This window comes from Rhizobium sp. CF142 (assembly GCF_000281145.1).
Taxonomy (GTDB): Bacteria; Pseudomonadota; Alphaproteobacteria; order Rhizobiales; family Rhizobiaceae; genus Rhizobium.
In genome coordinates, this window is record NZ_AJWE01000134.1 from 1 (window position 1) to 24,194 (window position 24,194).

The following is a 24,194-nucleotide window of genomic DNA, read 5'->3' on the forward strand; positions in this document are numbered from 1 at the left end:
CCGCCGATATCGGCGGCCTTCGCCACTTTCTCGGCATCGCGACCGACGACAAGGGCAACGGATGAAACGCCTGTTGCTGCCACCGCGTCCACGACATGGGCGATCATCGGACGGCCTGCGACCTCATGAAGCACCTTCGATTTCGCTGATTTCATGCGCGTGCTGTCGCCGGCGGCGAGAATGACGGCAAGGCAGGTGCGTTCCATGGGCAGACTCCGAGAATCCATTGCTAGTCGGCTGTTCTGCCGCTCATAGCAGCAAGGCGAGGCTTCAAAAAGACGAAATCGGCAGGGAGACGATGGGCTCGGAGAGCGCGGAGAAGGCTTCGTGGACGTGCTCCCTGCCCTCGATGATGACATCTTCCATCGCCTTGCGCGCTGCAGCAGTATTGCCTGCCGCGATCGCATCGACGATGCGCATGTGGGTTTCGGCGATGTTGGCGAAACCACTCTGCGATGGCGGCGTGCTCATGCGGAACATGCCGACGAGTGCGGCCTCTATGAGCCCGCCGAGCGTGCGCATGAAGGGATTGTGGGATGCTTCGGAAACGGCGAGATGGAAGCGCAGATCGGCAAGTGCCAGGCTGTCGGACGTATGGCCGCTTGCGGCCATGTCGAGCGCCAGACCGCGCAGCAATTCGATATCGGCCGGGTTTGCACGCTCGGCCACGAGACCGGCGGCGAATGGTTCGAAAGCCAGGCGGATATCGTAGAGCTGCAGGAGGAATTCTTCGCTCACACCGTTGGCGAAATGCCAGGAGATGATTTCGGTGTCGAACATGTTCCAGAAGTTCTTTTCCGTCACACGTGTGCCGACACGCGCCTTTGCAACGACCATGCCCTTGGCGGCGAGCGTCTTCATCGTTTCACGCAGTACCGTGCGTGAGACCTTGAAGCGCTGCGCCAGCTCTCCGTCTCCGGGCAGGATCGTGCCGACGGGATAGGTGCCGGCAACAATTGAACGGCCGAGTTCATCGACGACATGCGCGTGGCTTGTTCGGGTTCTTCGCCCTGCCTTACGGGTTTCAAGCGGTCTGTTGCGCAATCCGTTACTCCTCCTAGCCATATCTCCTGTTCAGACTGGAAAGGAAAAGGATGGCCTTCTGCATTACCATGAATGCAAAAAGCAGCAGGCCAATCAGGATTTTCGTCCACCAGCTCGACAGCGTACCGTCGAAGGTGATGTAAGTCTGAATGAGCCCCTGGATCAGCAGACCGATGAAGGTCCCTGCCACGAATCCCGCTCCTCCTGTCAGCAGCGTCCCTCCGATGACGACTGCCGCGATGGCATCGAGTTCAACGCCCACCGCCGCAAGAGAATATCCGGCAGAGGTGTATAGGGAAAAAACGATTCCGGATAGGCCCGCCAGGAAACCCGACAATGCGTAGATCTGGATCGTCGTGCGCGCCACCGGGACGCCCATCAATTGCGCCGTCTGCACGCCACCGCCCAGCGCATAGACATTGGTTCCGAAGCGGGTGCGATGGGCGATGAAGATGCCGGTTGCGAAGACGACCAGCATGATGCCACCGATCAGCGTCAGGCGCCCACCGCCCGGCAGACGATAGTAGAGGCTGGTCAGCGTCGAATAATATTCGTGATTGATCGGAATGCTGTCGATCGACAGGACATAGGCCATGCCGCGAGCAAGGAACATCCCGGCAAGTGTCACGATGAAGGGTGGCATCTGCAGGAAGTGAATGATCATGCCCATGACCGCACCGAAGGCCGTGGTGATGATGAGAACGATTGCGAAGGCCGCCAGCGGATGAATGCTGGTGTTCTGCAGGACCACGGCCAGAAAGACGCCGGTGAAGGCGATGACGGAGCCGATCGACAGATCGATGCCGCCAGAGATGATGACGAAGGTCATGCCGACGGCGGCGATGCCGAGAAATGCGTTATCCGTCAGCAGGTTGCCGATGACGCGTGTCGACAGCATGTTCGGATATTGCAGGGTGCAGACTGCATAGGCGAGCACGAAGATGACGATCGTTGCAAGGAGCGGCAAATATTTGGAATTCATTTGCGCCCTCCTGCGTCCGTCCGGCGAGTGAAGAAGCTGGCGAGCGATTGCATGGCCGGCGACTGGATGACCAGGATGACAATGATGATGACCGCCTTGATGATGAGGTTGAACTCCGGCGGAAAGCCGGAAAGCAGGATACCGGTGTTAACCGCCTGGATGATCATCGCGCCGATCAGCGAACCGATGATGCTGAAGCGGCCGCCGAGCAGCGAATTGCCGCCGACGACCACGGCAAGGATGGCATCGAGCTCCAGCCAGAGGCCGGCATTGTTGGCGTCCGCCCCCTTGATGTCGGCGGCGACGATGATGCCGGCGATGGACGCGCAGAGGCCACTCAGCATATAGACCGCCATCAGCAGCACCGGTGTCTGTACGCCGGAAAGCGTGCTCGCGCGCCTGTTGATACCGACAGCCTCGATCAGCATGCCGAGCGCCGTGCGGCGAACCAGCAGGATGACCAGCAGGGCGACGATCAGCCAGATGACGACGGGCATGGGCAGAAAGGCGAAGGAGCCGCTGCCGAGAAAGATCAGCCCGTCATCGTTGAAGGTCATGATGACACCTTCGGTAATGAGCTGGGCTATCCCGCGGCCGGCGACCATCAGCACAAGCGTCGCAATGATCGGCTGGATATTGAGGACGGCAACAAGAAAGCCGTTCCAAAAGCCACAGAGCAGACCGATGACAACGGTAAGCGCCAGCGTATAGGGAAGCGAATTGCCTTCGACGATCGACGAGGCAGCGACGGCGCCGCAGATCGCGATCACCGCGCCGACCGAAAGGTCGATGCCCTTGGTGGCAATGACGAGCGTCATGCCAATCGCCAGCAGCGCCACGGGCGCGCCGCGATTGAGCACATCGATGATGCTCCCATAGAGCCGGCCATTTTGAACAATCACATCAAGAAATTGCGGGAAGAAGCTGAAATTCAAAAGAAGAACAACCAAAAGCGCAATCAATTGCGGCGCAAGACGAAAGCCCAGCACCTTCAGCGAGGCAGTCATGCATCCTCCGTTCGTTTATCGGCGGCAGCAATGGCGTCGACGATGCCGGCGGCGGTAATGCGCTCACCGGTCAATTCAGCGATATGTTCGCGATCGCGCAGTACGATGACGCGCGAACTGTAAGCGACCAGCTCTTCCAGTTCCGAGGAAATGACGATCAACGACATGCCTCTGGCGCACAATTGCTCGATCAGCTTGATGATCTCGGCATGAGCGCCGACATCTATGCCACGGGTCGGTTCGTCCAGGATCAGGAAATCTGGATTCGTGGCGAGCCAGCGCGCAAGGATCGCCTTCTGCTGATTGCCGCCCGACAGAAGCCGGATGGGTTTTTCGCGGTCGGTCGTGCGGATATCGAGCGCCTTGATGTATTCGTCGGCAATCGCATTCTGTTCTGCGCGCGACAGCGGCCGTGCCCAGCCTCGGCGGGCCTGCAGCGCAAGGGCGATGTTCTCGCGGATCGACAGGTCACCGATGATGCCATCCGTCTTGCGGTCCTCCGGGCAAAAGCCGAAACCCTTGCCGATCGCGGCACGCGGGCTCGACAGCGTCACCGGCGATCCGTCTATCCTGGCAACACCGCTGTCGGCGCTTTCGATGCCGAACATGAGTTCGGCGGTCTCTGTACGCCCGGAGCCCAGAAGTCCGGCAATGCCGACGACTTCACCGACACGGACTTCGAGATCGAAGGGCTTCACCTTGCCGCGTTTTCCAAAGCCCTCGAAAGTATATTTAACCTCGCCGGAGGCAATGGTGCGTTCTTTGGCGGCATGCTCCGTCTGGGCGAGTTCGCGCCCGAGCATCATGGAGATCAGGTTCTGCCGCGGCAGTTCCGCTGCCTCATGCGTACCGACAAGCCGGCCATTGCGCAGCACGGTGATGCGGTCGCTGATTGCATAAACCTGCTCAAGGAAATGGGTAATGAAGACAATGCCTAATCCACGTTTCTTCAAGTCGTTTATGACGCCAAAAAGCATTTCGACTTCATGCGCATCGAGACTTGCCGTTGGCTCATCCAGAATGAGCACCTTGCCGGAGAGATCGACGGCACGGGCAATCGCCACGATCTGCTGGACGGCGACCGAGAAACGGTCGAGCTGCGCGGTTACATCGATATCGAGGCCATAGCCTGCCAGAAGCTCACGGGCATTCCGATTCATGGTACGGGCATCGATCATGCCGAAGCGCTTCGGCTGGCGGCCGAGGAAAAGGTTTTCCGCAACACTGAGATTGGAAAGGAGGTTGACCTCCTGGTAGACGGTGCCGATGCCGAGCTTCTGCGCGGCCAGCGTATCAGCCGGATCGATCTCGTGACCTTCCAGCGTCAGGCTTCCGCCGTCGCGGCGATAGGCACCTGTAATGCACTTGATGAGCGTCGATTTGCCGGCGCCGTTTTCGCCGAGAAGCGCATGCACCTCGCCCCGGCGCAGCGTGAAATCCACCTTATCCAGGGCGACGGCACCGGGGAAGAATTTCGATACGGCCGAAGCTGCGAGAATATTCTCGAAATTGTGAACCATGAGGGCTGCTGTTTCCTGATATTGCGCCTTGCGCCTGTGCCAAAACCAGGCATGACGCCCGGCCCGGCACCGGCAGTTCCGCACCGGTCCATGATGGACCGGTGCGGTTCCAGGTTCAAATCATCAGTAGCCCTGACCCTTCTTCTCTTCGTAGACCTTCATCGGGTCGTCGGCAGGCGTGTAGAGCTTGGACTCGGTCTGGATCCACTTCGGCGGAGCCTTCTTGTCCTTCAGATAGGCATCGAGCGCATCGAAGGCCGGACCTGCCATGTTCGGCGTCAGCTCAACTGTGGCATTGGCCTCACCCTCGGACATGGCCTTGAAGATATCGGGCACGGCGTCGATGGAGACGACGAGAATATCCTTGCCGGGCTTCAGGCCGGCTTCCTTGATCGCCTGGATCGCGCCGACGGCCATGTCGTCGTTATGGGCGTAAAGAGCGCAGATATCCTTGCCGCCATTCTCGGCCTTCAGGAAGCTTTCCATGACTTCCTTGCCCTTGGTGCGGGTGAAGTCACCGGTCTGGCTGCGAACGATCTTCAGGTTGTCGTGGCCGGCAAGGGCTTCTTCGAAGCCCTTCTTGCGAGCGATGGCCGGCGACGAACCGGTCGTGCCCTGCAGCTCGACGACATTGCACTTCTTGTCGCCGACGGTCTTGACCAGGAAGTCGCCGGCGACCTTGCCTTCATGGACCAGGTCGGAGGTAACCGCAGTCAGGTAGAGATCGTCAGGAGCCTTGATGGTGCGGTCGAGCAGGATGACCGGAATCTTGGCTTCCTTGGCTTCCTTCAGAACGTCGTCCCAGCCGGTTTCGACAACAGGAGCAACGAGAATGGCATCGACGCCCTGAGCAATGAAGGAGCGCAGTGCCTTGATCTGATTTTCCTGCTTCTGCTGCGCATCGGCAAACTTCAGATCGATGCCGCGCTTCTTGGCCTGCTCCTTCGTCACGGTCGTTTCAGCCGCACGCCAGCCCGATTCCGAGCCGATCTGCGAGAAGCCGACGGTCAGGCCGGCAGCCGAGGCCGAACCGAACATGCAGGCAGCCAAAATCGTGGCACTCAAAAGTGCAGTCTTCAATTTCATGATTTCCTCTCCCAATGCCGCGTCTCGCGGCGCAGGGTCAAAAAATCATATAGTATTACTTTTGTAAATGAGCATTTTAGCATGCAGCGCAGCAAAAAAGGCGCCCTTTTCAGAGCGCCTTTTCGCAACTGCGAGTTACAAACTCTGCTTACTGCGCCGGCAGCTTGTCATCCACGCCTTCGATGTAGAAGTTCATGCCGAGCAGCGTGCCGTCATCAGCCTTTTCACCGGCCTTCAGCCAGGGCGTGCCGTCCTGCTTGTTGATCGGACCGGTGAAGGGATGCAGTTCGCCGGACTTGATCTTGGCTTCGGTTTCCTCAGCCATCTTCTTTACGTCGTCAGGCATGTTCGTGTAGGGCGCCATCTTGAGGATGCCATCCTTCAGGCCGTCCCAGCTCTGCTCGGACTTCCAGGTACCGTCCAGAAGCGCATGAACGCGCTTGGAGTAATAGTTACCCCAGGTATCGACGATCGCCGTCAGCTGAGCTTTCGGGCCGGCTGCGATCATGTCAGATGCCTGACCGAAGGCATGGATGCCGCGCTCTTCGGCCACCTGCATCGGCGCGGTCGTGTCGGTGTGCTGCGTCAGCACGTCGACGCCCTGGTCGATCATGGCCTTGGCGGCGTCGGCTTCCTTGCCCGGGTCGAACCAGGTGTTGACCCAGATGACCTTCAGCTTGAAGCTCGGGTCGATCGACTTTGCGCCCTGCTCAAAAGAGTTGATGCCCATGACCACTTCCGGGATCGGGAAGGAAGCGATGTAGGCAGCGCCGTGATTCTTCGAGGTCTTGGCGGCGATCTGGCCGAGGATGTAGCGGCCTTCATAGAAACGCGAGTTGTAGGTCGCGAGATTCGGGCCGGCCTTGTAACCGGTGCCGTGTTCGAACTTGACCTTCGGGAACTTGGCAGCAACCTTGACCGTCGCGTCCATGAAGCCGAAAGACGTGGTGAAAATCAGCTGGCAGCCGGAGCGGGCAAGGCGCTCGATGGCGCGTTCGGCATCCGGCCCTTCCGGGACGTTTTCGAGATAAGGCGTTTCGATCTTGTCGCCGAATTCGGCCTGGACCTGCTGGCGGCCGACATCGTGTGCCTGCGAATAACCGCCGTCATTGTGTGCGCCGACATAGACGAAGCAGACCTTCGTCTTGTCCGCTGCCGCGGCAGCAGAGGAAATGCCGATCACGGCTGCGGCCGATGCGGCAAGAGTGAGTGCGAACTTCTTCATGATGACCCCTGTTGGTTTGAAGTTATTCCGTAAACCCGTCCGTGTTCTTGTTTTATCGCTCCGGTACGAAGGCTTTTCCAAGCGACGCGGGCGTGTTGATCAACGTCGTGCGTCGATTATGAGAAATGATGATGAGAACCACAATAGTCGCGGCGTAGGGCAGCATCGAGAGAAACTGCGCGGGAATACCGAGGCCGAAGGCCTGTGCATGAAGCTGCAGGATCGTGACCGCGCCGAAAAGATAACCACCGGCAAAAACCCGCCACGGACGCCAGGAGGCGAAGACAACCAGCGCCAGTGTGATCCAGCCCCGGCCGGCCGACATGTTCTCCACCCATTGCGGCGTATAGACGAGCGAAAGCTGCGCACCGGCAAGACCCGCACAGGCACCGCCGAACATGACAGCCAGATAGCGCGTGCGGATGACGTGAATGCCAAGCGCATGGGCCGAGCCGTGACTGTCACCGATCGCCCGAAGCTTCAGGCCGGCGCGGCTCTTGAACAGGAACCAGCTGACGCCGAAGAGCAATGCGATCGACAGGTAGAAGATCAGGTCCTGCTTGAAGAGAACCGGGCCGATAACCGGAATATCGGACAGGAGCGGAACGTCGATTTCCTCCAGCCGGATGCCGGGTACGCTGACATAGGGCTCGCCAAGCTGGCCGGAGACGCCAAGGCCGAGAAGGGTTAGCGCCAGGCCGGTCGCCACCTGGTTTGCAACCAGCGTCAGCGTCAGGAAGGCGAAGAGCAACGAAAACAGCCCGCCCGCGACGATGCCACAGATGATGCCGACATAGGGTGAGCCCGAGATCTGCGCACCGGCAAAAGCGGCGACAGCGCCCATGATCATCATGCCCTCGACGCCGAGATTGAGGACGCCGGAGCGCTCCGTTACGAGTTCGCCGAGTGCGGCAATGACGAGAGGCGTGGAGGCGGTAATGACCGTCAGCAGAATGGCTTCGAAGATGCTCATGCCGCGCCACCCCTGACCCGCGACCAGACGATGCGGATTTTGTAATAGATCAACGTGTCACAGGAGAGCACGAAGAAGAGGATCAGCCCCTGGAAGACACGGGTGACCTTGTCCGAAACACCGATCGAAAGCTGCGCCGCCTCACCACCCAGATAGGTCAATGCCAGCACCAGACCCGAAGCGATGATGCCGAGTGGGTTGAGGCGGCCGAGGAAGGCGACGATGATGGCGGTGAAGCCATAACCCGGCGAAATCGCCGGCTGCAGGTGGCCGATGGAACCCGAGACTTCGCAGATGCCGGCAAGGCCGGCCAGCGCACCGGAAAAGAGGAAGCTGAACCAGATCATCTTCTTCGACGAGAAGCCTGCGAAGCGCCCTGCCCGTTCCGATTGGCCGAGCACGACGATCTCGAAGCCCTTCAGCGTGAAGCGCATCATGAACCAGACGAGCACCGCCGCAACAATGGCGAAGATGAAGGCCCAATGGGCGCGTCCCGATTCCTCCCAGATTGCCGGCACGATCGCTTCCGGCGCGAAATCGCGCGAGACCGGGAAGTTGAAGCCCTTCGGATCACGCCATGCGCTCCGGATCAGCCAGTCGAGAAACAACTGGGCAATATAGACCAGCATCAGCGATGTCAGGATCTCATTGGTATTGAAATGCGCCTTCAGGAGCGCCGGAATGGCAGCAAACAGAGCGCCGCCGAGTGCGCCGAGGATCAGCATCAGCGGTAGCACGAGCGGCGAATGCCAGTCGTAGAAGACGATCGGAATATAGGAGCCGGTGATCGCGCCGATGGTAAACTGGCCTTCGGCGCCGATATTCCAGTTGTTGGAGCGATAACAGACCGCGAGACCAACGGCGATCAGGATCAGCGGGGCCGCCTTGACGGCCAGTTCGTGCAGCGACCACACTTCCAGAAGCGGCTCGAGAAAGAAGGCGTCGAGCGCTTCGACCGGATCCTTGCCGAGCATGGCGAACATGATGGCGCCAAATATCAGCGTCAGAACGAGAGCGAGAAGCGGTGAAACGAAGGCATAGAGTTTCGAGACCTGCGGGCGCTTTTCAAGCTCAATGCGCATGAGCAGCCTCCGCAGCATGCTTGCTTTCATGCAGCCCGCCCATCAGCAGGCCGATCTTCTCGCGCGTGAGTTCACCTGCCGCGTAGGGTTTCGAAAGACGCCCCTCGGAAATGACAGCGATATCAGTCGCCACTTCGAAGATCTCGTCGAGATCCTGGCTGATGACGACGACGGCCGAACCGGCCTTTGCCAGGTCCACCAATGCCTGGCGGATGCGGCTTGCCGCACCAGCGTCCACGCCCCAGGTCGGCTGATTGACGACGAGAACGGAGGGCTGGCGGTCGAGCTCGCGGCCGACGATGAATTTCTGCAGGTTGCCGCCGGAGAGCGAGCCTGCGGCGGGGTCATCGCCGCTCTTGCGCACGTCCATGGCCTCCGAAATGCGACGTGCGGCAGATTTTACTGCGCTGTAGCGGATAATGCCGAGGATACCGAGGAAGGCGTTGCGGTCGGACTGGCTGCGGGCCAGCACCAGATTATCGGAGAGTTTCATGGCGGAAACGGCCGCATGGCCATGCCGCTCTTCCGGCACGAAGCCGGCACCGAGCAGGCGCCGCGCGGTAATGCCTTGCGCTCCGACCGGCTTCTTGCGGATCACGACCGCTTCGGCCGAGGTGACAGGATATTCACCTGACAGCGCATCGAAAAGTTCGCTCTGCCCATTGCCCGCAACACCGGCGATCGCGAGGATCTCGCCTGACCGTACCGTCATGGAGACATCGCGCAGCGGCATGGCAAAGGGCGTGCGCGCGGCAACGGAAAGATTCGAGACCGCGAGCTGTACATCACCCTTGTCACTGCGCTCGGGATGCGTGACGGAAGCCACCTCGCTGCCGACCATCATGCGGGCGAGAGAGGCTGGCGTTTCCTGCTTCGGATCGCAGGCGCCGGTTACCCGGCCATGACGCAGCACGGTGGCGCGATCACAGATGCGCTGCACCTCTTCCAGACGATGGCTGATATAGAGAACGGAGCGGCCCTCGGCACGCAGCTTGAAGAGGGTTTCGAAGAGCTTGTCTGCCTCCTGCGGCGTCAGCACCGATGTCGGCTCATCAAGGATGATGAGCTTCGGATTCTGCAGCAGCACCCGGACGATTTCGATCCGCTGGCGCTCGCCGACCGAGAGATCGGCGACATGGGCGTGCGGATCGAGCGGCAGGCCATAGGCCTGCGACAGCGCCCTCGCCTCTTCGGCGATCCTGCCGATCGGAATGCTGTCATCAAGCGAAAGCGCGATGTTTTCGGCAACGGTCAGTGCTTCGAACAGCGAGAAATGCTGGAAGACCATGCCGATGCCGAGCTTCCGGGCCTCGCCCGGCGAGGTGATCGTGACCGGCCTGCCCTCCCAGAGGATCTGCCCGTCCGTCGGCTCCAGAACGCCGAAAAGCATCTTGACCAGTGTGGATTTGCCTGCGCCATTTTCGCCGAGGAGCGCATGAATTTCGCCCGGCGCTATATCGAGATCGATTTCATTGCAGGCGGCAAAGCTACCGAAGAATTTCGTCAGCTTCTGGACCGATAACAACGCACCGGAAGCCGGCACATTCAATGGCGACACGTTCCCCTCATTTCTTCTGCCGACCGGTCCGTTCGGATCTCATGGAATCAGCAGCGTCGTTCCGGTTGTTTTTCTTGTTTCCAGATCTGCGTGGGCCCGCCCAACCTCACGCAGCGGATAGGTTTGGTTGATATTGATACGCACTTTGTTGCTGCGCACAACATCAAATAGATGGTTTGCACAATCGGTTAGCTCCTGACGTGAGGCGATATAAGTGAAGAGCGTCGGCCGCGTGGCATAGAGCGAGCCCCGTTGCGCGAGATGTGCCATGGTAAAGTTCTCGATCGCGCCCGAGGATTGGCCAAACGACGCGAAGAGCCCGCGCGGCTTCAGGCAATCCAGTGATTGCAGGAAAGTGTCGCGGCCGATCGAGTCATAGACCACGTCGACACCTTTGCCACCGGTGATCTCCCGCACGCGCTCTGCGAAGTTCTCGGTCTTGTAGTTGATGACATGATCATAGCCATGTTCGAGCGCCAGCTGAACCTTGTCGGCGGAACCTGCCGTGCCGATGACGGTTGCACCGAGCGCTTTCGCCCACTGGCCGGCGATGAGGCCGACGCCGCCGGCTGCGGCATGAAACAGCAGCACGGTCTCGGGGCCGACCTTGAAGGTTCGGTTCAGCAGATATTCCGCCGTCATGCCCTTCAGCATCATGGCAGCGGCCGTTTCCAGGCTGATGCCGTCAGGCACCTTTACCAAATGTTTCGTCTCGATATTGCGTTCCGCGCTATAGGCGCCATCGGCACTGGCATAGGCGACGCGGTCACCCACGGCGAAATCGGTCACACCGGGGCCAATTGACGTGACGACGCCGGCGGCTTCCTTGCCGGTCACGAAGGGCAGATGCGGCGCCTTGTAGGTGCCGTCACGGAAATAAACGTCGATGAAATTCAGCCCGACCGCTTGCTGGCGGATCTGCACCTGCCCCTCAGAAGGCGGCGGCAGATCGATATCGACATATTCGAAAACCTCGGGACCACCATTTCTGGAGAAAGAAACCGCCTTCGTCTTTGTCATCTCAGTCTACCTCATTTACGTCCAAGCGCCGGGAAAAATTGGAGCACGGCACCGATAACGTAAAGATAGATGCCGCTCACGATGAAGAGAACGACCGCCCATTGCGGCATGTCGAAAGACTTCAGCAGCGAATAGGCACCGAGTGCCGACCACAGCAGAAAGACGCCGAGGTTCAAAGGGCGCAGACGCTGGACCCGTACGGGGTGCAGGAAGTTGATCGGCAGGAAAGTCAGGATCACGGAGACGGTGACGACGATAAAGGCGGTCATTTCGCTCGCATGCATGACGAAGAGCGTGAAGACCACCATATTCCAGACAACGGGGAAGCCGGAAAAGAAATACTCCTCCGTCTTCATGCCCATATCGGCATAATAAATGGCGCTAGACACGACAATCATGCCGGCTGCGGCGAAGGACCAGGGCTCGCCGATCATGCCGCTCTGATAGAGCGCAAAGGCCGGCAGCAGCACATAGGTTACGTAGTCGATGATATTGTCGAGTGTGTCGCCGGACCAGTTGGGCAGGACTTCCTTGACGCGCACCTTTCGGGCGATCGGCCCGTCGATGCCATCGACGAGGAGTGCCAGGCCCAACCACCAGAACATGTCAACGAAGCGATGCTCGGCGGCGGCCACCACACCGAGAAAGGCAAGGAAGGAACCTGAAGCCGTCAGTATATGGACGGAAAATGCGCGCATTTCCGCATAAGGAACGCGCTTGTAATTGAAGATTTTCATGTTCCCCCGTGACCACCTGTCGCGCCCCGCGCCGCGGCGGACGTCGTTTTTCGCCTAATATGCATCCTTTGAATAGCTTAGCCAGCGCAAAAGCGACAGTTCATCACAGGCCAGGAATCCTGACCGTGACATGCATATTTCGCTCCCCAGCCGTGCGAAGGAATGGATTGCCTTTAATTTAGCGGGGTTTTGTAATATCTGCCTCGCATACAGATGATCATCTTGAGAACGACGAGCCCGATATCGAAATGAACGCTCCTGCAAAGACCGAAGAATTCGCTTCCGCCATTCCCGCCGGCGTCTACGCCGAGACGGTGCTGAGCGTGACGCATTATACCGACCGGCTCTTCCGCTTCACGATGACCCGGCCGGATGGCTTCCGTTTCCGTTCGGGCGAATTCGCGATGATCGGCCTGATGGTCGAAGGCAAGCCGATCTTCCGCGCCTATTCGATCGCCAGCCCCGCTTGGGCCGAAGAGCTGGAATTCTTCTCCATCAAGGTGCCGGATGGCCCGCTGACCTCGCATCTGCAACTCATCAAGCCGGGCGACCAGGTGCTGATGCGCAAGAAGCCGACGGGCACGCTGGTTCTCGATGCGCTCACCCCGGGCAAGCGCCTCTACATGTTCTCGACCGGCACCGGCGTCGCACCGTTCGCGAGCCTCATCCGCGATCCGGAAACCTACGAGAAGTTCGACGAGGTCATCCTCACGCATACGGCGCGCGAGATTTCTGAGCTGAAATACGGCTTCGATCTCGTCCACGAGATCCAGAATGACGAACTCCTCAAGGAAGTCGTCGGCGACAAGCTGCGCCACTATGCGACCGTCACCCGCGAAGATTTCGAATATCGCGGCCGCATCACCGACCTGATTTCCTCAGGCAAGCTCTTCACCGATCTCGGCGTGCCGCCGATCGATCCGGCCATCGACCGCGGCATGATCTGCGGTTCTTCGGCCATGCTGAAGGACACCAAGGAGCTTCTGGAAAAGGCCGGCCTCGAAGAGGGTGCCAACAGCAAGCCCGCCGAGTTCGTGATCGAACGCGCCTTCGTCGGCTGAAGCCAGAAAATAGATTTCCAGGTAACGGCTCCGGAGACGGGGCCGTTTCTATTTCTGGCTCAGATAATCGATCAGATCGGCCATGGTCTCGCGCGCCTGCTCGACCTCACCCTGATGAATGGCCCTGATGACCGCGACGTGCAGCGAGATGGAACGATCCATTCGTTCCGGATTGGCGGTTGAATACCACAGACGGCGGGAATGGGTCTGGACCGCCCCCAATGCTGACGTCATGAAACTGTTCGGGCAGGCATCCTCGAGGATCTCGTCAAAGGCCTTGTCGGCGGCGAAAAAGCCCGCCACATCGCCGCTGACAGCGCATTCCTCCATGGCGCGGGCGCAAGCGCCGAGCCGGGTCCTCTGCTCCTCATTCGCAGCATCTGCAACAAGCGCTGCCGCAACCGGCTCCAGCTTGCGGCGCACCTGCATGACATTGGCATGATCTTCAGCATGGATTTCGGCGATCTGCAGACCGACGCGCGGCTTCACTACGATCAGCCCCTGCCAGGCAAGCTTCTGGATCGCTTCGCGGACCGGTGTGCGGCCATGGCCCGCAAGATCGATGAGCTGTTTTTCCGTTACCAACGCGCCCGGCGCCAAAGCCAGCGTCACGATAGCGTGCTCCAGCGCCAGATAGGCGAGATGGCTTAGCGATTCCTGCATGCGGGCGAATCCCAAACTGATATATCAATACTGGCACGGTTAAATGCCAAAGACAAGTTATCCTGATATATCAAAGTCATGCAGTGTGCGAGAGCGTTCCCCCTATTCGTGACGCAACGCCTCGATGGGATTGAGCTGTGCTGCACGTCTGGCCGGAAAGAAGCCGAAGATCATGCCGATTGCCGCCGAGAAGACGAAGGCGATGAAGATGATGAGCGGACTGACCACGAAGGGTACGTTGAGGAAGCTGACCGCAGCGTAGGCGAGAGTCAGGCCGAGCATGATGCCAGCTATGCCGCCGAAGAGCGACAGGGCGACAGCCTCGACGAGGAACTGCGTCAGCACCTGATTTTCAAGCGCGCCAATGGCAAGGCGAATGCCGATCTCGCGCGTGCGTTCCGTCACCGACACGAGCATGATGTTCATGATGCCGATGCCGCCGACGAGCAGGCTGACGGCGGCGACTGCGCCGAGCAGGCCGGTCAGCAATGTCGTCGTGCCGGTCATGGCTTCGGCGATCTGCGTCATGTCATTGACGTTGAAATCGTCCTGGCGGCCGGGGATGATCTTGCGGCGCTCGCGCAACAGGTTCTCGACATCGGCTTGCACCTTTGATGTCGAGACGCCGTCACGCGCCGAGATGAGGATCGTCGGCACGTTGGAGCTGCCGCTGATGCGTCTCTGGAAGACCTTGACGGGCATGATGACGGCATCGTCCTGGTCATTGCCCATGCCGGACTGGCCGCGCTTTGCCAGGACGCCGATGACCGGGCAGGAAACCTTGCCGACACGGATCAGCTGGCCGATCGGATCGGCGGCGCCGAAAAGCTGCTCGCGCACGGTCTCGCCGATGATGCAGCGCGACTGGCCGCGCTCTTCTGCCGGCGTGAAATTGCGGCCAAGCGCCAGATCCCAGTCCTGCGCGATGAAATAGTCGTTGGTCGTGCCGTATACCGTGGTGGAGTGGTTCTGGCCGCCAAAGATGACCGTCGCCGTCGACTGATTGGATGGCGCCACTGCCCGCAGGCCGGAGACCTGATCGCGGATCGCCTCGACATCTTTCAGCGTGAAGCGCCGCGCTTCGGAGCTGGCGCGACCGGGACCGAACTGGCCGGGGCGCACGAAGAGCATGTTGGTGCCGAGGCGCGAAAGCTCGGTCGAAACCTGCGCCGTCGTGCCATTGCCGATGGTGACGAGCGCGATGACGGCGGCAACGCCGATGACGACGCCGAGCACGGTCAGAAAGGAACGCAGAAGATTGCGGCTTATGGCCCGCAGCGCCAGCTTCAGCGTCTCAAAGAACATGCTCCGCCCTCCGCTGATGCTCGACCTCGGTTTCGAGCTTACCGTCGACGAAGCGGAGCAGGCGTCCGGCATAGGCGGCGATATCGGGCTCATGCGTGACCATGACGATGGTAATACCTTGCTCGCGGTTCAGCCGCGTCATCAGATCCATGATCTCCATGCTGGTCTTGGTATCGAGGTTGCCGGTCGGCTCGTCGGCAAGCAGCAGAGCCGGTTCGGTGACGATGGCGCGGGCAATAGCCACGCGCTGCTGCTGACCGCCAGAAAGTTCCTGCGTCTTGTGATGCTCCCTGCCCGACAGGCCGACCAGGCCGAGCGCTTCCCTCGCCCGCCTGCGCCGCTCGCCGACCGCCATGCCACGATAAATCAGCGGCAGTTCGACATTCTCCACGGCGGAGGTCCGCGACAACAGGTTGAAGCCCTGGAAGACGAAGCCCAGCATATGGCGGCGCAGCAACGTCAGCTGGCTGCGGTCGAAGCCGCCTGTCGAAATGCCCTGGAAGACGTAGTCGCCCGAGGTCGGCACGTCGAGGCAGCCGAGAATATTCATCGCCGTCGATTTGCCGGAACCGGACGGTCCCATGATCGCGACGAATTCATGCACGCGGATCGAGAGATTCACATGGTCGAGCGCGCGGATGGCCGCAGCGCCCTCACCGTAGATTTTCGAGACCTGCCTGAATTCAAGAAGCGGCGGGCGTTCCATCATCGGCCCCCGTCAGTTCGTTCGTGCCGCAGCATCGGTGATGATCGCATCCTTTTCGGCGAGTTCGCCCGAGGTGACCTGCGTGAACTGGCCATCAGAAGAACCGACCTGGATCACGACGGGCGCAGGGTGGCCGTTGCGTAGCACAAAGATGCGGCGCTGCGTGCCGCTGAGTTTGGAATCACCGCCGCCGCCACTGCGGGGCAGACGCGGCGGGCGGAACAGGCTGAAGATGCCGCGACCACCGCGCCCTTCCACTTGCGGCGGCGCGTAACGGAGGGCCGCATTCGGCACCATCAGAGTATCCTTGACGGCCTCGACGGTTATATCGGAGGTCGCCGTCATGCCGGGGCGCAGAAGCAAGTCGGCATTGTCGACCGAGAGGACCGCCTTGTAGGTGACGACATTGTTGACCACTTCAGAGGCAAAGCGGATCTGCTCGATCACGGCCGGGAAGGTGCGGTCGGGATAGGCATCGACGGTGAAGGTCGCCTTCTGGCCGACGGCGATCTGGCCGACATCGGCTTCATCGACATCCACCTGCAGCTCCATCTTCTTGAGATCGCCGGCAATGGTGAAAAGCACGGGCGCCGAGAGCGAGGCAGCAACGGTCGCACCCGGATCGACGGAGCGAGTGAGGATCACGCCATCGATCGGCGAGACGATCTTCGCCTTGCCGAGATTGACCTCGGCAAGCTGCAGGTCCGCCTCGGAGGCCAGGACCTCGGCCTCGTTGATATCCTTGGCGGCAACTGCCGAGTCATATTTGTAGGTCGCGTCGTCAAGGCTCTGCTGGGTCGAGACGTTACTTTTCACCAGGCTCTTCAGGCGGTCGAGCGAGGTCGCAGCCGATTCCAGATCGGCGTTCGCCTTGACCACATTGGCCTTAGCCGAGTTGAGCTTGGCACGCGAACTCTTCACATCGGCTTCCAGCTTGTTGGTATCAAGGACGGCCAGAACGTCGCCTGCCTTGACGGTGCTGTTATAGTCGACATTCACGTCGCGCATGGTACCCGACAATTCGCTCGATATATCCACCTGTTGGGTCGGTTGGACGGAACCCGTGGCGGTGACGAGCACTGTGAGGTCGCCGCGCTTGACCGGCTGTGTCGTGTAGGTGACCTCCGCGCTGCTGCGGCCCATGTAGAAATAGGCGGTAGCGGCGGCTGCGAGGATCAAGAGCACCAGAACGATCAGGCGTCCGCGCCAGCGACGGCCCCTGCTCTGCCGGCCGGCGACCAGAACGGCAGCCAGATCGGCATTTGCGCCTGTTACAGAACCGGTCTCTTTGCCAGCCTCCAAATTGTCCATCTAATCCTCGATGTATGCTTCGCCGTATCAGCCCTGCTTCACGCCGAGATAATCATGCCGAAGATGAACCCAACATTACCGATGCCCTGACGATGGCACGGAAATGCGGCTGAAAAACATGAAATATTCGTAAGGAAACAGCTGGATGGCGCAGCCAGCGAAAGCTGTTCGGCAACAAGCCCGCGGGCTCGACGCGAATAATTCAGGGTTGCATCTGGCGCAGCGATTTTGGTGCCGCTTTCGGTCAACCTAGAGCGATCCGCGGCTCTGGAAAGGCCGCGGTATCGTCCAAGCTCTAGCGTGCAGGCAGGATCGCAGCGCCGCCCGCAGCCTGAACCGCGAGGCTGCCCATGGCAATGCCTTCGCGCAGGCAGATATCGGCGCTCGCGCCGCCAAGCCAGGCATGGACGAGCCCGGCATTGAAGGCATCCCCCGCACCGGTCGTATCCACGACGTTGACGGCGGGGGCATTCTGATGGAGGCGCATATCTCCGGCCGCGAAGTAAGCACCGCCGGCGCCGGCCTTCAACGCCACCGCCGGGAAGCGCTCGGCGAGCCTGTCCAGCGCTACGTCCGGATCGGAGTATCCGGTGATGGCAACGGCTTCCTCGACATTCGGAAGGAAGAGATCGACACCCTCACAGCGATCGAGGAAATCGTGCTGGTAGATCAGCGTCTCGTCCCAGCTCGGATCGAGAGATACGGTAAGCCCATTCTCCCTCGCCTTTGCGATCAGGCCGGGGATTTCCGCCAAGGTGGCAAATTCGGCGATGTGCAGGTGACGCGCCTCGTTCCAGGCAAGCGCCTCGCCAAGCGTTGCCGGTTCGGCACCGCCGGCGCGACGGGACAGAAAGGCCCGCTCCTCGCCGTTGTTGATCGCGACCGTGACCTGCGGACCAGCGTCAGCCACCCGGTCGAGAAAGCGAAGATCGACCCCGCTCGCTTCCAGTTCCGCGATCAGGCCATTTGAAAGCCCATCAGTGCCGAGGCGGGAGAGCAGAGCCGTTTTGCGGCCGATATGGGCGGAATAAGCGGCCACGATGAAAGCGCCGCCGCCCGCTGCAATGCGCAAGTCATCGGCAAAGAGCTCACGCCCGAGCACGGGCATAGTCTCCAGTCCTGTGAAGATCAGGTCGCAATAGATCCGGCCGATGCTGAGCACCGCGGATCGCATGTCATTATCAGAGGTCATTGGCGCCCGAGGGCCTTTTCCGTTTTTGCATCGAAAACATAGAGAGCACCGGAGGCTGCATGGGCATTCACGGCGCTGCCGACGGCCGGTATCACCTTACCGGGGGCGGTTGCAATCACCGGCGTGCCCGCCACATCGAAATGCACCAGCGTTTCGGCACCGAGCGGCTCGACGGCCGTCACCGCGCCTGAGAGCGAAACGACGCCCGTGCCTTCGCCGATAACCAGATCATGCGGACGCACGCCGATCAGATGCGGGCCGCCCTGCCCGATACGCAAGCCGTCCGCTGCAGCGGTGCCCGGCAGAAGGTTCATCGACGGGCTACCGATGAAGCGCGCCGTGAAGACATCGGCGGGGTTTTCATAGATATCCATCGGGGTTCCCGCCTGCAGGATATGGCCGTCCTTCATGACGACGATGCGGTCGGCCATGGTCATAGCCTCGACCTGGTCGTGCGTGACGTAGACGATCGTCGTACCGAGCCGCTGGTGCAGGCGCTTGATCTCGATGCGCATCTGCGTGCGCAGCTGAGCATCGAGGTTCGACAACGGTTCGTCGAAGAGGAAGGCAGAGGGGTTGCGCACCATTGCGCGACCGATCGCCACACGCTGGCGCTGGCCGCCGGAAAGGGCTGCCGGGCGGCGGCCAAGATAGTCCGTCAGTCCGAGGATCTGCGCCGTCTCATCGATGCGCTTGTCCTTATCCGCCTGCGAAAGCTTGGAGGTATAGAGACCGAAGCCGATATTCTGGCGCACGCTCATATGCGGATAGATGGCGTAGTTCTGGAACACCATGGCGATGTTGCGCTGTTTCGGCTCGCGCTCGTTCACCACCTCGCCGCCGATCCTTAGCGTGCCGCCGGAAATATCCTCAAGGCCCGCGATCATGCGCAGCGTCGTCGATTTCCCGCAGCCGGACGGGCCGACGAAGACGACGAATTCACCGTCGGCAATCGCAAGATCGATGCCGTGCACAACATCCAGCTTGCCATAACGTTTGACGAGCCCCTGCAGTTCGATATTTGCCATCAGGCCGTCCCCATCAATGCCGTGAATCTGGTGTGAAGTTCCTGAGCCGCAGCGGCTTCGCGCGCTGCACTCTCCTGTGCATCTGCGGCGAATGCGGCAGCCTTTTCCTGGTAGGCTGCGAGCGCATCCGCCATCGGTGCCGGCGCGGGCCCGCCGAAGCGGGCGCGGACGGCAACGAAATGTTCCGGCGAAACGATCTCGGCAAATTGCGCCTCGTCGATACCGGGTTTGCGGCCGGCCAGTTCCTCGAAAGCGGCGAGGAAAGGCTGATAGCCGTCATCCGAAAGACCACCAGCCTTGGCGACCACGGCGCGGGCGACCGTTGCGGCAATCTCATGCGCCTGCCGGAAGGAGAGCCCTTCGAGGCGAACCAGCGAATCCGCAAGCTCGGTAATCGTGATGCAGGAACGGCGGATATTGTCTGCCACGCGCTGTGGATCAATGCTGATCTGCGCGACGAAGGCTGCGAGTAGGTCGAGCACGCGTCCGGCCGAATGAAAGGCTTCGTAGCCCATGCCCTGCGTTTCACCCTCGCTATCATTCATGTCGGTGAAGGGCGTGTTGTGCATGACATCAAGCACGGTGCGGGCGCGGCCGAAGGTCTGGCTCGCAAGATGGCGCATATGCTCGATCGGCACCGGATTGCGCTTCTGCGGCATGATCGAGGAGATCTGCACCAGCGCATTCGGCACATAGATCTGCCCGACCTCGAAGCTCGTCCAGAACTGGAAATCCTGGATCAAGCGGCCGAGATGCAGGAACATCAGCTCGATCGCGCTATAGGTCGACGTCGTATAATCGACGGCGGCAATGCAGCTATAGGAATTGCGCAGCGGCGCGGCGAAGCCCAGCAGTTCTGCAACGCGGGCCCGGTCGATCGGGAAGCCCGACGTCGTGATCGCCGCAGCCCCCATCGGGCTCAGATTAACGATCTCGCGTGCCTCGGCAAAGCGCTCGATATCGCGGATCAGCACCTCGATCGCCGCCGAGAGATAATGGCCGAACGTGGTCGGCTGGGCCGGCTGGCCGTGGGTATAGGCGACGATCAGCGTCTCCTTTTCCCAGTCGGCGGTGGCGATCATCGCATCGAGCAGCTTGCGTGCCCTGACCATCAGCGCGTCGATGCGCTCCTTCAGGCCGAGCTTGAACAGTGTGTGGTCGATATCGTTGCGTGAACGCGCCGTGTGCAGGCGGCCGGCGATATCGACGCCGATCCGGGCTTTCAGTTCCTTCTCGATGAGAAAGAAGAAGTCTTCGACTTCGCCAGTATAGACGAGCTTTTCCGGATCGATATCGCGATCGATCGCTTCGAGGGCGGCGGCGATCTTGCCGGCCTGTTCGCGATCCAGAATGCCGGTTTCGACCAGCATGACGAGATGGGCGCGGTCGATACGGCGGAAGCCATCGACATGGTGGGTCTTGGCGCCATCGAAGAGCGGCTTCAGCACCGTTTCCTTGTAGACAGGATCGGGAAAGACGCTTTTGTCGGCAAGGCGTGGGTTGGTTTCGGTCATGTCTTATCCCTTCAGACCGGCCAGCATGACACCGCGCACGATGTAGCGCTGCAGCACCAGGAAGACGAGCAGCGTCGGCAATGTCGCGAGTGCCGCACCGGTCATGATCATTTCCCATTGGATGGATTGCTCGACGGCAAAGCTCGAGAGGCCGACCGGCAGCGTGTAGAGTTCACGGCTGGTGGTGACGATCAGCGGCCAGAAGAAGGCCGTCCAGTTGCCGAGGAAGGTGAAGATGGCGAGCGCCGAGAGTGCCGGTGTCACCAGCGGCATCGCCACCTTCCACCAGATCTGGAATTCGTTGAGGCCGTCGATGCGGGCTGCTTCGAGGAAGTCGTTCGGCACGGTTTCGAAGAACTGCTTCATCAGGAAGGTGCCGAAGGCCGTCATCATGCCGGGGAACATGATGCCCCAATAGCTGTCGAGCCAGCCGAGCTGTGCCGACATCAGATACCAGGGAATGACCAGCATTTCCGTCGGGATCATCAGGGTCGAGAGGATCGCGAGGAAGATGAGGTAGCGGCCGCGGAATTCGAACTTGGCGAGGGTGTAGCCGACGAGACTGTCGAAGAAGACGTTGGATAGCGTCACCGTGCAGGCGACGATCGTCGAATTGAGGAACCAGCGCATGAAGCGGCCGTCGGAGAGAACGGTGATGTAGTTCTGCAGCGTCGGCTCGGCCGGAATGAGGCGCAGATCGTAGACCTGGCCTGCCGTCTTCAGCGAGGTCGAGAACATGAAGAGTAGCGGCGACACCATGATGAGGCCGCCGATGAAGAGCAGCGTCCAGGTGATGATGGCGCCGGGACGGATATTAGCTTTCGGCAGCGGTGCCGCGTTGTTTGTCGTCACGGCACTCATTTGCGCTCCCTCAGGATCCAGAGCTGCAGCAGGGAGACGCAGAGCAGGATGGCGAAGAGCACCACCGTTTGAGCTGCCGCATAGCCCATGTTGTAGGATGAAAAGGCCGTCTGGTAGATCATGAGAACCAGAGGCTTGGTCGATCCGAGCGGGCCGCCGGGATCGTTGGTCGTCATGTTGTAGACCTGGTCGAAGATGCGCAGGAAGCCGATCGAGGAGAAGACCACGAGGAAGACTGTCGTCGGTTTAAGGAGCGGCAGCGTGATCTTCCAGAGGATCGGCCATTCGCCGAGACCATCGATCTTCGCAGCCTCGTAAAATGTGTTCGGGATGGCGCGAAGGCCGGCCATGAAGATGATGATCTGGAAGCCGAGGCCGGCCCAGATCGAGGTGACCATGATCGATGGCAGAGCCTGATCTACGGAGCGGATGAACTGCTGCTGCGGCAGGCCCATCATGCCGAGCACGTCATTGATGACGCCGATCGGAGCCGGCTGGTAGAACCAGCGCCATACCCAGGCCATGGCGGCCGCCGTCGTCAGGAACGGCAGGAAATAGAGTGCGCGGATCAGTCCGTGCAGGAAGCGCACACGATCCAGGAAGAAGGCCACGACGAAAGAGACGACGAGGCTCAGCGGCGTGCCGATGATGAGATAGGTGAATGTGTTGCGGAAAACCTTCCAGAACTGCGGGTCGTTATAGAGCTTCACATAATTGGCGACGCCGATGAATTTCGGCGGCTTCATCAGATTCCAATTGGTGAAGGACAGGTAGAAGGCTTGCAGCGTCGGATAAAAACGGATCACGCAGTAAAACAGGATCGGCAGGGCGAGGAATGTCCAGACCCAGACGAGGCGCTTCTGACGCATCGTCAGCCGATCCCAGAACGATCCGGCGGGACGGCTCAAGGCCGCCCCTTCCGTATTCGCGGGTGCGGAGCTCATGGCCGTCCCTTATTTGCTCTTGGCATTGTCGATGATTTCCTGCTCGGCGGTTGCAGCCTGAGCAAGCGAATCCTCGGGCGACTGTCCCTCGAGCAGAACGCGGTTGACCATATCGATGGCGTTCTGGCGCTGGCCAGCTTCATCCACGAAGAGCGAGGTATGCGCGTAGGCGAGCGCCTTCAAGAACGGCGAGTAGATCGGGTTCTTGAGGTTTTCTTCGGTCAGCGCAGCTTCGCGGCGGGCCGGCAATTCGCCGACGGTGCCCAGCCAGACCTTCATGGCTTCCGGCGACGTCACGTAAGCCAGGAACTTCTTGGAGGCCTCAAGCTTTTCGCCGGAGACCTTGGCGCCGATACCGTTGGCAAAATAGCTCGCATAGTTTGAGCGCAGGCCATCGGCGTTGGCCGGAAGCTCGGTGACGCCCCATTCGAAATCCTTGATGCTGCCGAAGGAACCGAGACGGAAGGTGCCGTCGATGGTCATCGCCGCCTTGCCGCCGCGGAAGGCTGCCTGGCCCTCATCCATGAAGCCGGTCTGACCGACTTTCTTTTCGGTCTGCAGGCTGGTGTAGAATTTCAGCGCCTTGATGCCGGCATCGCTGTTGTAGGTCACCTTGGAATAGTCAGCCGTATAGGGCTCGCCGCCAAACTGGCGGATCAGAACTTCACGCCACCACTGGTGATCCTGGCCGCCCATGTCGAGCGTCGTGCCTTCGACGGCAATGTTGCCAGCGGCATCGCGCTTGACTGTCTTTTCAGCGGCAGCCACGAATTCATCGACGGTCTGCGGCGGTTTGTTCGGGTCGAGGCCAGCTTCCTGGAAGAGCTTCTTGTTATAGAAGAGCGCCAGCGAACGGACAGCGGTCGGCAGGCCGTAATAGTCGTCACCGCGCTTCATGGCTGATACGATCGGGAAGAAGTCTTTCTCGATCTGGTCATGCGGGAAAGCGTCTGTTGGCAGCGGCTGCAGCAGTCCACCGGCGATGAACTGGTCGAGCCAGCCGTAGAAGAGCTGCATGACGTCGGGACCATTGCCGGCGAGATTTGCGGCGACGACACGCGTCTGGTAATCGGCATAGGGGAAAGTCGTCTGCTTGACGGTGATGTCGGGATTGGCCTTTTCGAAATTGGCGATCAGCTGGTCCATCGCCTTGACACGCGTATCGTAGACATATTGCCAATATTCGATTTCGACGGCCTGGGCGCTGTTGACCGCAACCATGCTGATGCCGGCAAACAGCCCGGCCAATAAGATTCCGCGACGCATATTATCCCTCCATTGCCGAGCCGGCCTTCGAACCGCTCGCGCTCATCTGGTTCCCCAGGGCATCCCGCAAATCAGCAGCACCCCGATTTGATTGGCTCGGGAAGATGGA

The 24,194-nt window shown here is 60.3% G+C and carries 23 protein-coding genes; 1 reads left to right on the top strand and 22 read right to left on the bottom strand.

Annotation, left to right across the window (positions count from 1 at the left end; translation table 11 throughout):
• The 12 genes from PMI11_RS33950 to pcsA form a co-directional block, all read right to left on the bottom strand.
• Positions 1-206: NTP transferase domain-containing protein (locus tag PMI11_RS33950; RefSeq protein ID WP_007826680.1), on the bottom strand; the 206-nt coding region annotated here is incomplete at its 3' end.
• Between the two features lie 64 nt (positions 207-270).
• Positions 271-1,044: a FadR/GntR family transcriptional regulator gene (locus tag PMI11_RS33955; protein WP_007826683.1), complete on the bottom strand. Its 774-nt coding sequence runs from the start codon at positions 1,042-1,044 to the stop codon at positions 271-273.
• Positions 1,045-1,057: 13 nt separating this feature from the next.
• Complete coding sequence (gene yjfF / locus PMI11_RS33960) at positions 1,058-2,026, bottom strand: galactofuranose ABC transporter, permease protein YjfF (RefSeq protein WP_007826686.1); 969 nt, start codon at positions 2,024-2,026, stop codon at positions 1,058-1,060.
• On the bottom strand, positions 2,023-3,033 hold the full coding sequence (locus PMI11_RS33965; RefSeq protein ID WP_007826688.1) for an ABC transporter permease: 1,011 nt from the start codon (positions 3,031-3,033) through the stop codon (positions 2,023-2,025). The genes yjfF and PMI11_RS33965 overlap by 4 nt, the downstream gene beginning before the upstream one ends.
• Positions 3,030-4,553, bottom strand: coding sequence for a galactofuranose ABC transporter, ATP-binding protein YtfR (gene ytfR, locus PMI11_RS33970; protein ID WP_007826689.1), 1,524 nt, complete (start codon positions 4,551-4,553; stop codon positions 3,030-3,032). Before ytfR ends, PMI11_RS33965 begins: the two co-directional genes overlap by 4 nt.
• Positions 4,554-4,676: 123 nt before the next feature.
• Positions 4,677-5,639, bottom strand: coding sequence for a galactofuranose ABC transporter, galactofuranose-binding protein YtfQ (gene ytfQ, locus PMI11_RS33975; protein WP_007826690.1), 963 nt, complete (start codon positions 5,637-5,639; stop codon positions 4,677-4,679).
• A 148-nt stretch (positions 5,640-5,787) separates the two neighbouring features.
• On the bottom strand, positions 5,788-6,864 hold the full coding sequence (locus PMI11_RS33980) for a BMP family ABC transporter substrate-binding protein (RefSeq protein WP_007826691.1): 1,077 nt from the start codon (positions 6,862-6,864) through the stop codon (positions 5,788-5,790).
• Between the two features lie 52 nt (positions 6,865-6,916).
• Entirely contained in the window at positions 6,917-7,837 is a 921-nt protein-coding gene (locus PMI11_RS33985; protein ID WP_007826692.1) for an ABC transporter permease, read from the bottom strand.
• Positions 7,834-8,919: an ABC transporter permease gene (locus PMI11_RS33990; RefSeq protein ID WP_007826693.1), complete on the bottom strand. Its 1,086-nt coding sequence runs from the start codon at positions 8,917-8,919 to the stop codon at positions 7,834-7,836. Before PMI11_RS33990 ends, PMI11_RS33985 begins: the two co-directional genes overlap by 4 nt.
• A complete protein-coding gene (locus tag PMI11_RS33995; RefSeq protein WP_007826700.1) occupies positions 8,909-10,477 on the bottom strand; it encodes an ABC transporter ATP-binding protein in 1,569 nt (522 codons plus the stop codon). The genes PMI11_RS33990 and PMI11_RS33995 overlap by 11 nt, the downstream gene beginning before the upstream one ends.
• Positions 10,478-10,516: 39 nt before the next feature.
• Positions 10,517-11,497, bottom strand: a complete 981-nt coding sequence (locus PMI11_RS34000) for a quinone oxidoreductase family protein (RefSeq protein WP_007826702.1) — start codon at positions 11,495-11,497, stop codon at positions 10,517-10,519.
• Positions 11,498-11,508: 11 nt separating this feature from the next.
• Complete coding sequence (gene pcsA / locus PMI11_RS34005; RefSeq protein WP_007826704.1) at positions 11,509-12,234, bottom strand: phosphatidylcholine synthase; 726 nt, start codon at positions 12,232-12,234, stop codon at positions 11,509-11,511.
• A gap of 248 nt (positions 12,235-12,482) precedes the next feature.
• On the opposite strand from pcsA, the gene PMI11_RS34010 reads away from it, so the two are divergent.
• Positions 12,483-13,295 carry a ferredoxin--NADP reductase gene (locus PMI11_RS34010; protein ID WP_007826706.1) on the top strand — a complete coding sequence of 271 codons (813 nt, stop codon included), beginning with the start codon at positions 12,483-12,485 and terminating at the stop codon, positions 13,293-13,295.
• 48 nt (positions 13,296-13,343) lie between these two features.
• On the opposite strand, the gene PMI11_RS34015 is transcribed toward PMI11_RS34010, so the two are convergent.
• From PMI11_RS34015 to PMI11_RS34065, 10 genes are all read right to left on the bottom strand, one after another.
• A complete protein-coding gene (locus PMI11_RS34015; protein ID WP_007826707.1) occupies positions 13,344-13,958 on the bottom strand; it encodes a GntR family transcriptional regulator in 615 nt (204 codons plus the stop codon).
• 102 nt (positions 13,959-14,060) lie between these two features.
• Positions 14,061-15,263, bottom strand: a complete 1,203-nt coding sequence (locus PMI11_RS34020) for an ABC transporter permease (RefSeq protein ID WP_007826708.1) — start codon at positions 15,261-15,263, stop codon at positions 14,061-14,063.
• On the bottom strand, positions 15,253-15,969 hold the full coding sequence (locus PMI11_RS34025; RefSeq protein ID WP_007826709.1) for an ABC transporter ATP-binding protein: 717 nt from the start codon (positions 15,967-15,969) through the stop codon (positions 15,253-15,255). The genes PMI11_RS34020 and PMI11_RS34025 overlap by 11 nt, the downstream gene beginning before the upstream one ends.
• A gap of 12 nt (positions 15,970-15,981) precedes the next feature.
• Entirely contained in the window at positions 15,982-17,280 is a 1,299-nt protein-coding gene (locus PMI11_RS34030) for an efflux RND transporter periplasmic adaptor subunit (protein ID WP_007826710.1), read from the bottom strand.
• A 295-nt stretch (positions 17,281-17,575) separates the two neighbouring features.
• Complete coding sequence (locus PMI11_RS34040) at positions 17,576-18,454, bottom strand: carbohydrate kinase family protein (RefSeq protein ID WP_244430745.1); 879 nt, start codon at positions 18,452-18,454, stop codon at positions 17,576-17,578.
• A gap of 14 nt (positions 18,455-18,468) precedes the next feature.
• Positions 18,469-19,500: an ABC transporter ATP-binding protein gene (gene ugpC / locus PMI11_RS34045; RefSeq protein ID WP_007826715.1), complete on the bottom strand. Its 1,032-nt coding sequence runs from the start codon at positions 19,498-19,500 to the stop codon at positions 18,469-18,471.
• The gene (gene argH / locus PMI11_RS34050; protein ID WP_007826717.1) at positions 19,500-21,014 is read right to left on the bottom strand and encodes an argininosuccinate lyase; all 1,515 of its coding nucleotides are present in this window, start codon (positions 21,012-21,014) and stop codon (positions 19,500-19,502) included. Before argH ends, ugpC begins: the two co-directional genes overlap by 1 nt.
• 3 nt (positions 21,015-21,017) lie before the next feature.
• Entirely contained in the window at positions 21,018-21,875 is an 858-nt protein-coding gene (locus tag PMI11_RS34055) for a carbohydrate ABC transporter permease (RefSeq protein WP_007826719.1), read from the bottom strand.
• Complete coding sequence (locus tag PMI11_RS34060) at positions 21,872-22,744, bottom strand: ABC transporter permease subunit (RefSeq protein WP_037072659.1); 873 nt, start codon at positions 22,742-22,744, stop codon at positions 21,872-21,874. The genes PMI11_RS34055 and PMI11_RS34060 overlap by 4 nt, the downstream gene beginning before the upstream one ends.
• Positions 22,745-22,828: 84 nt before the next feature.
• A complete protein-coding gene (locus PMI11_RS34065) occupies positions 22,829-24,085 on the bottom strand; it encodes an extracellular solute-binding protein (RefSeq protein WP_007826725.1) in 1,257 nt (418 codons plus the stop codon).
• Positions 24,086-24,194 lie beyond the last annotated feature (109 nt).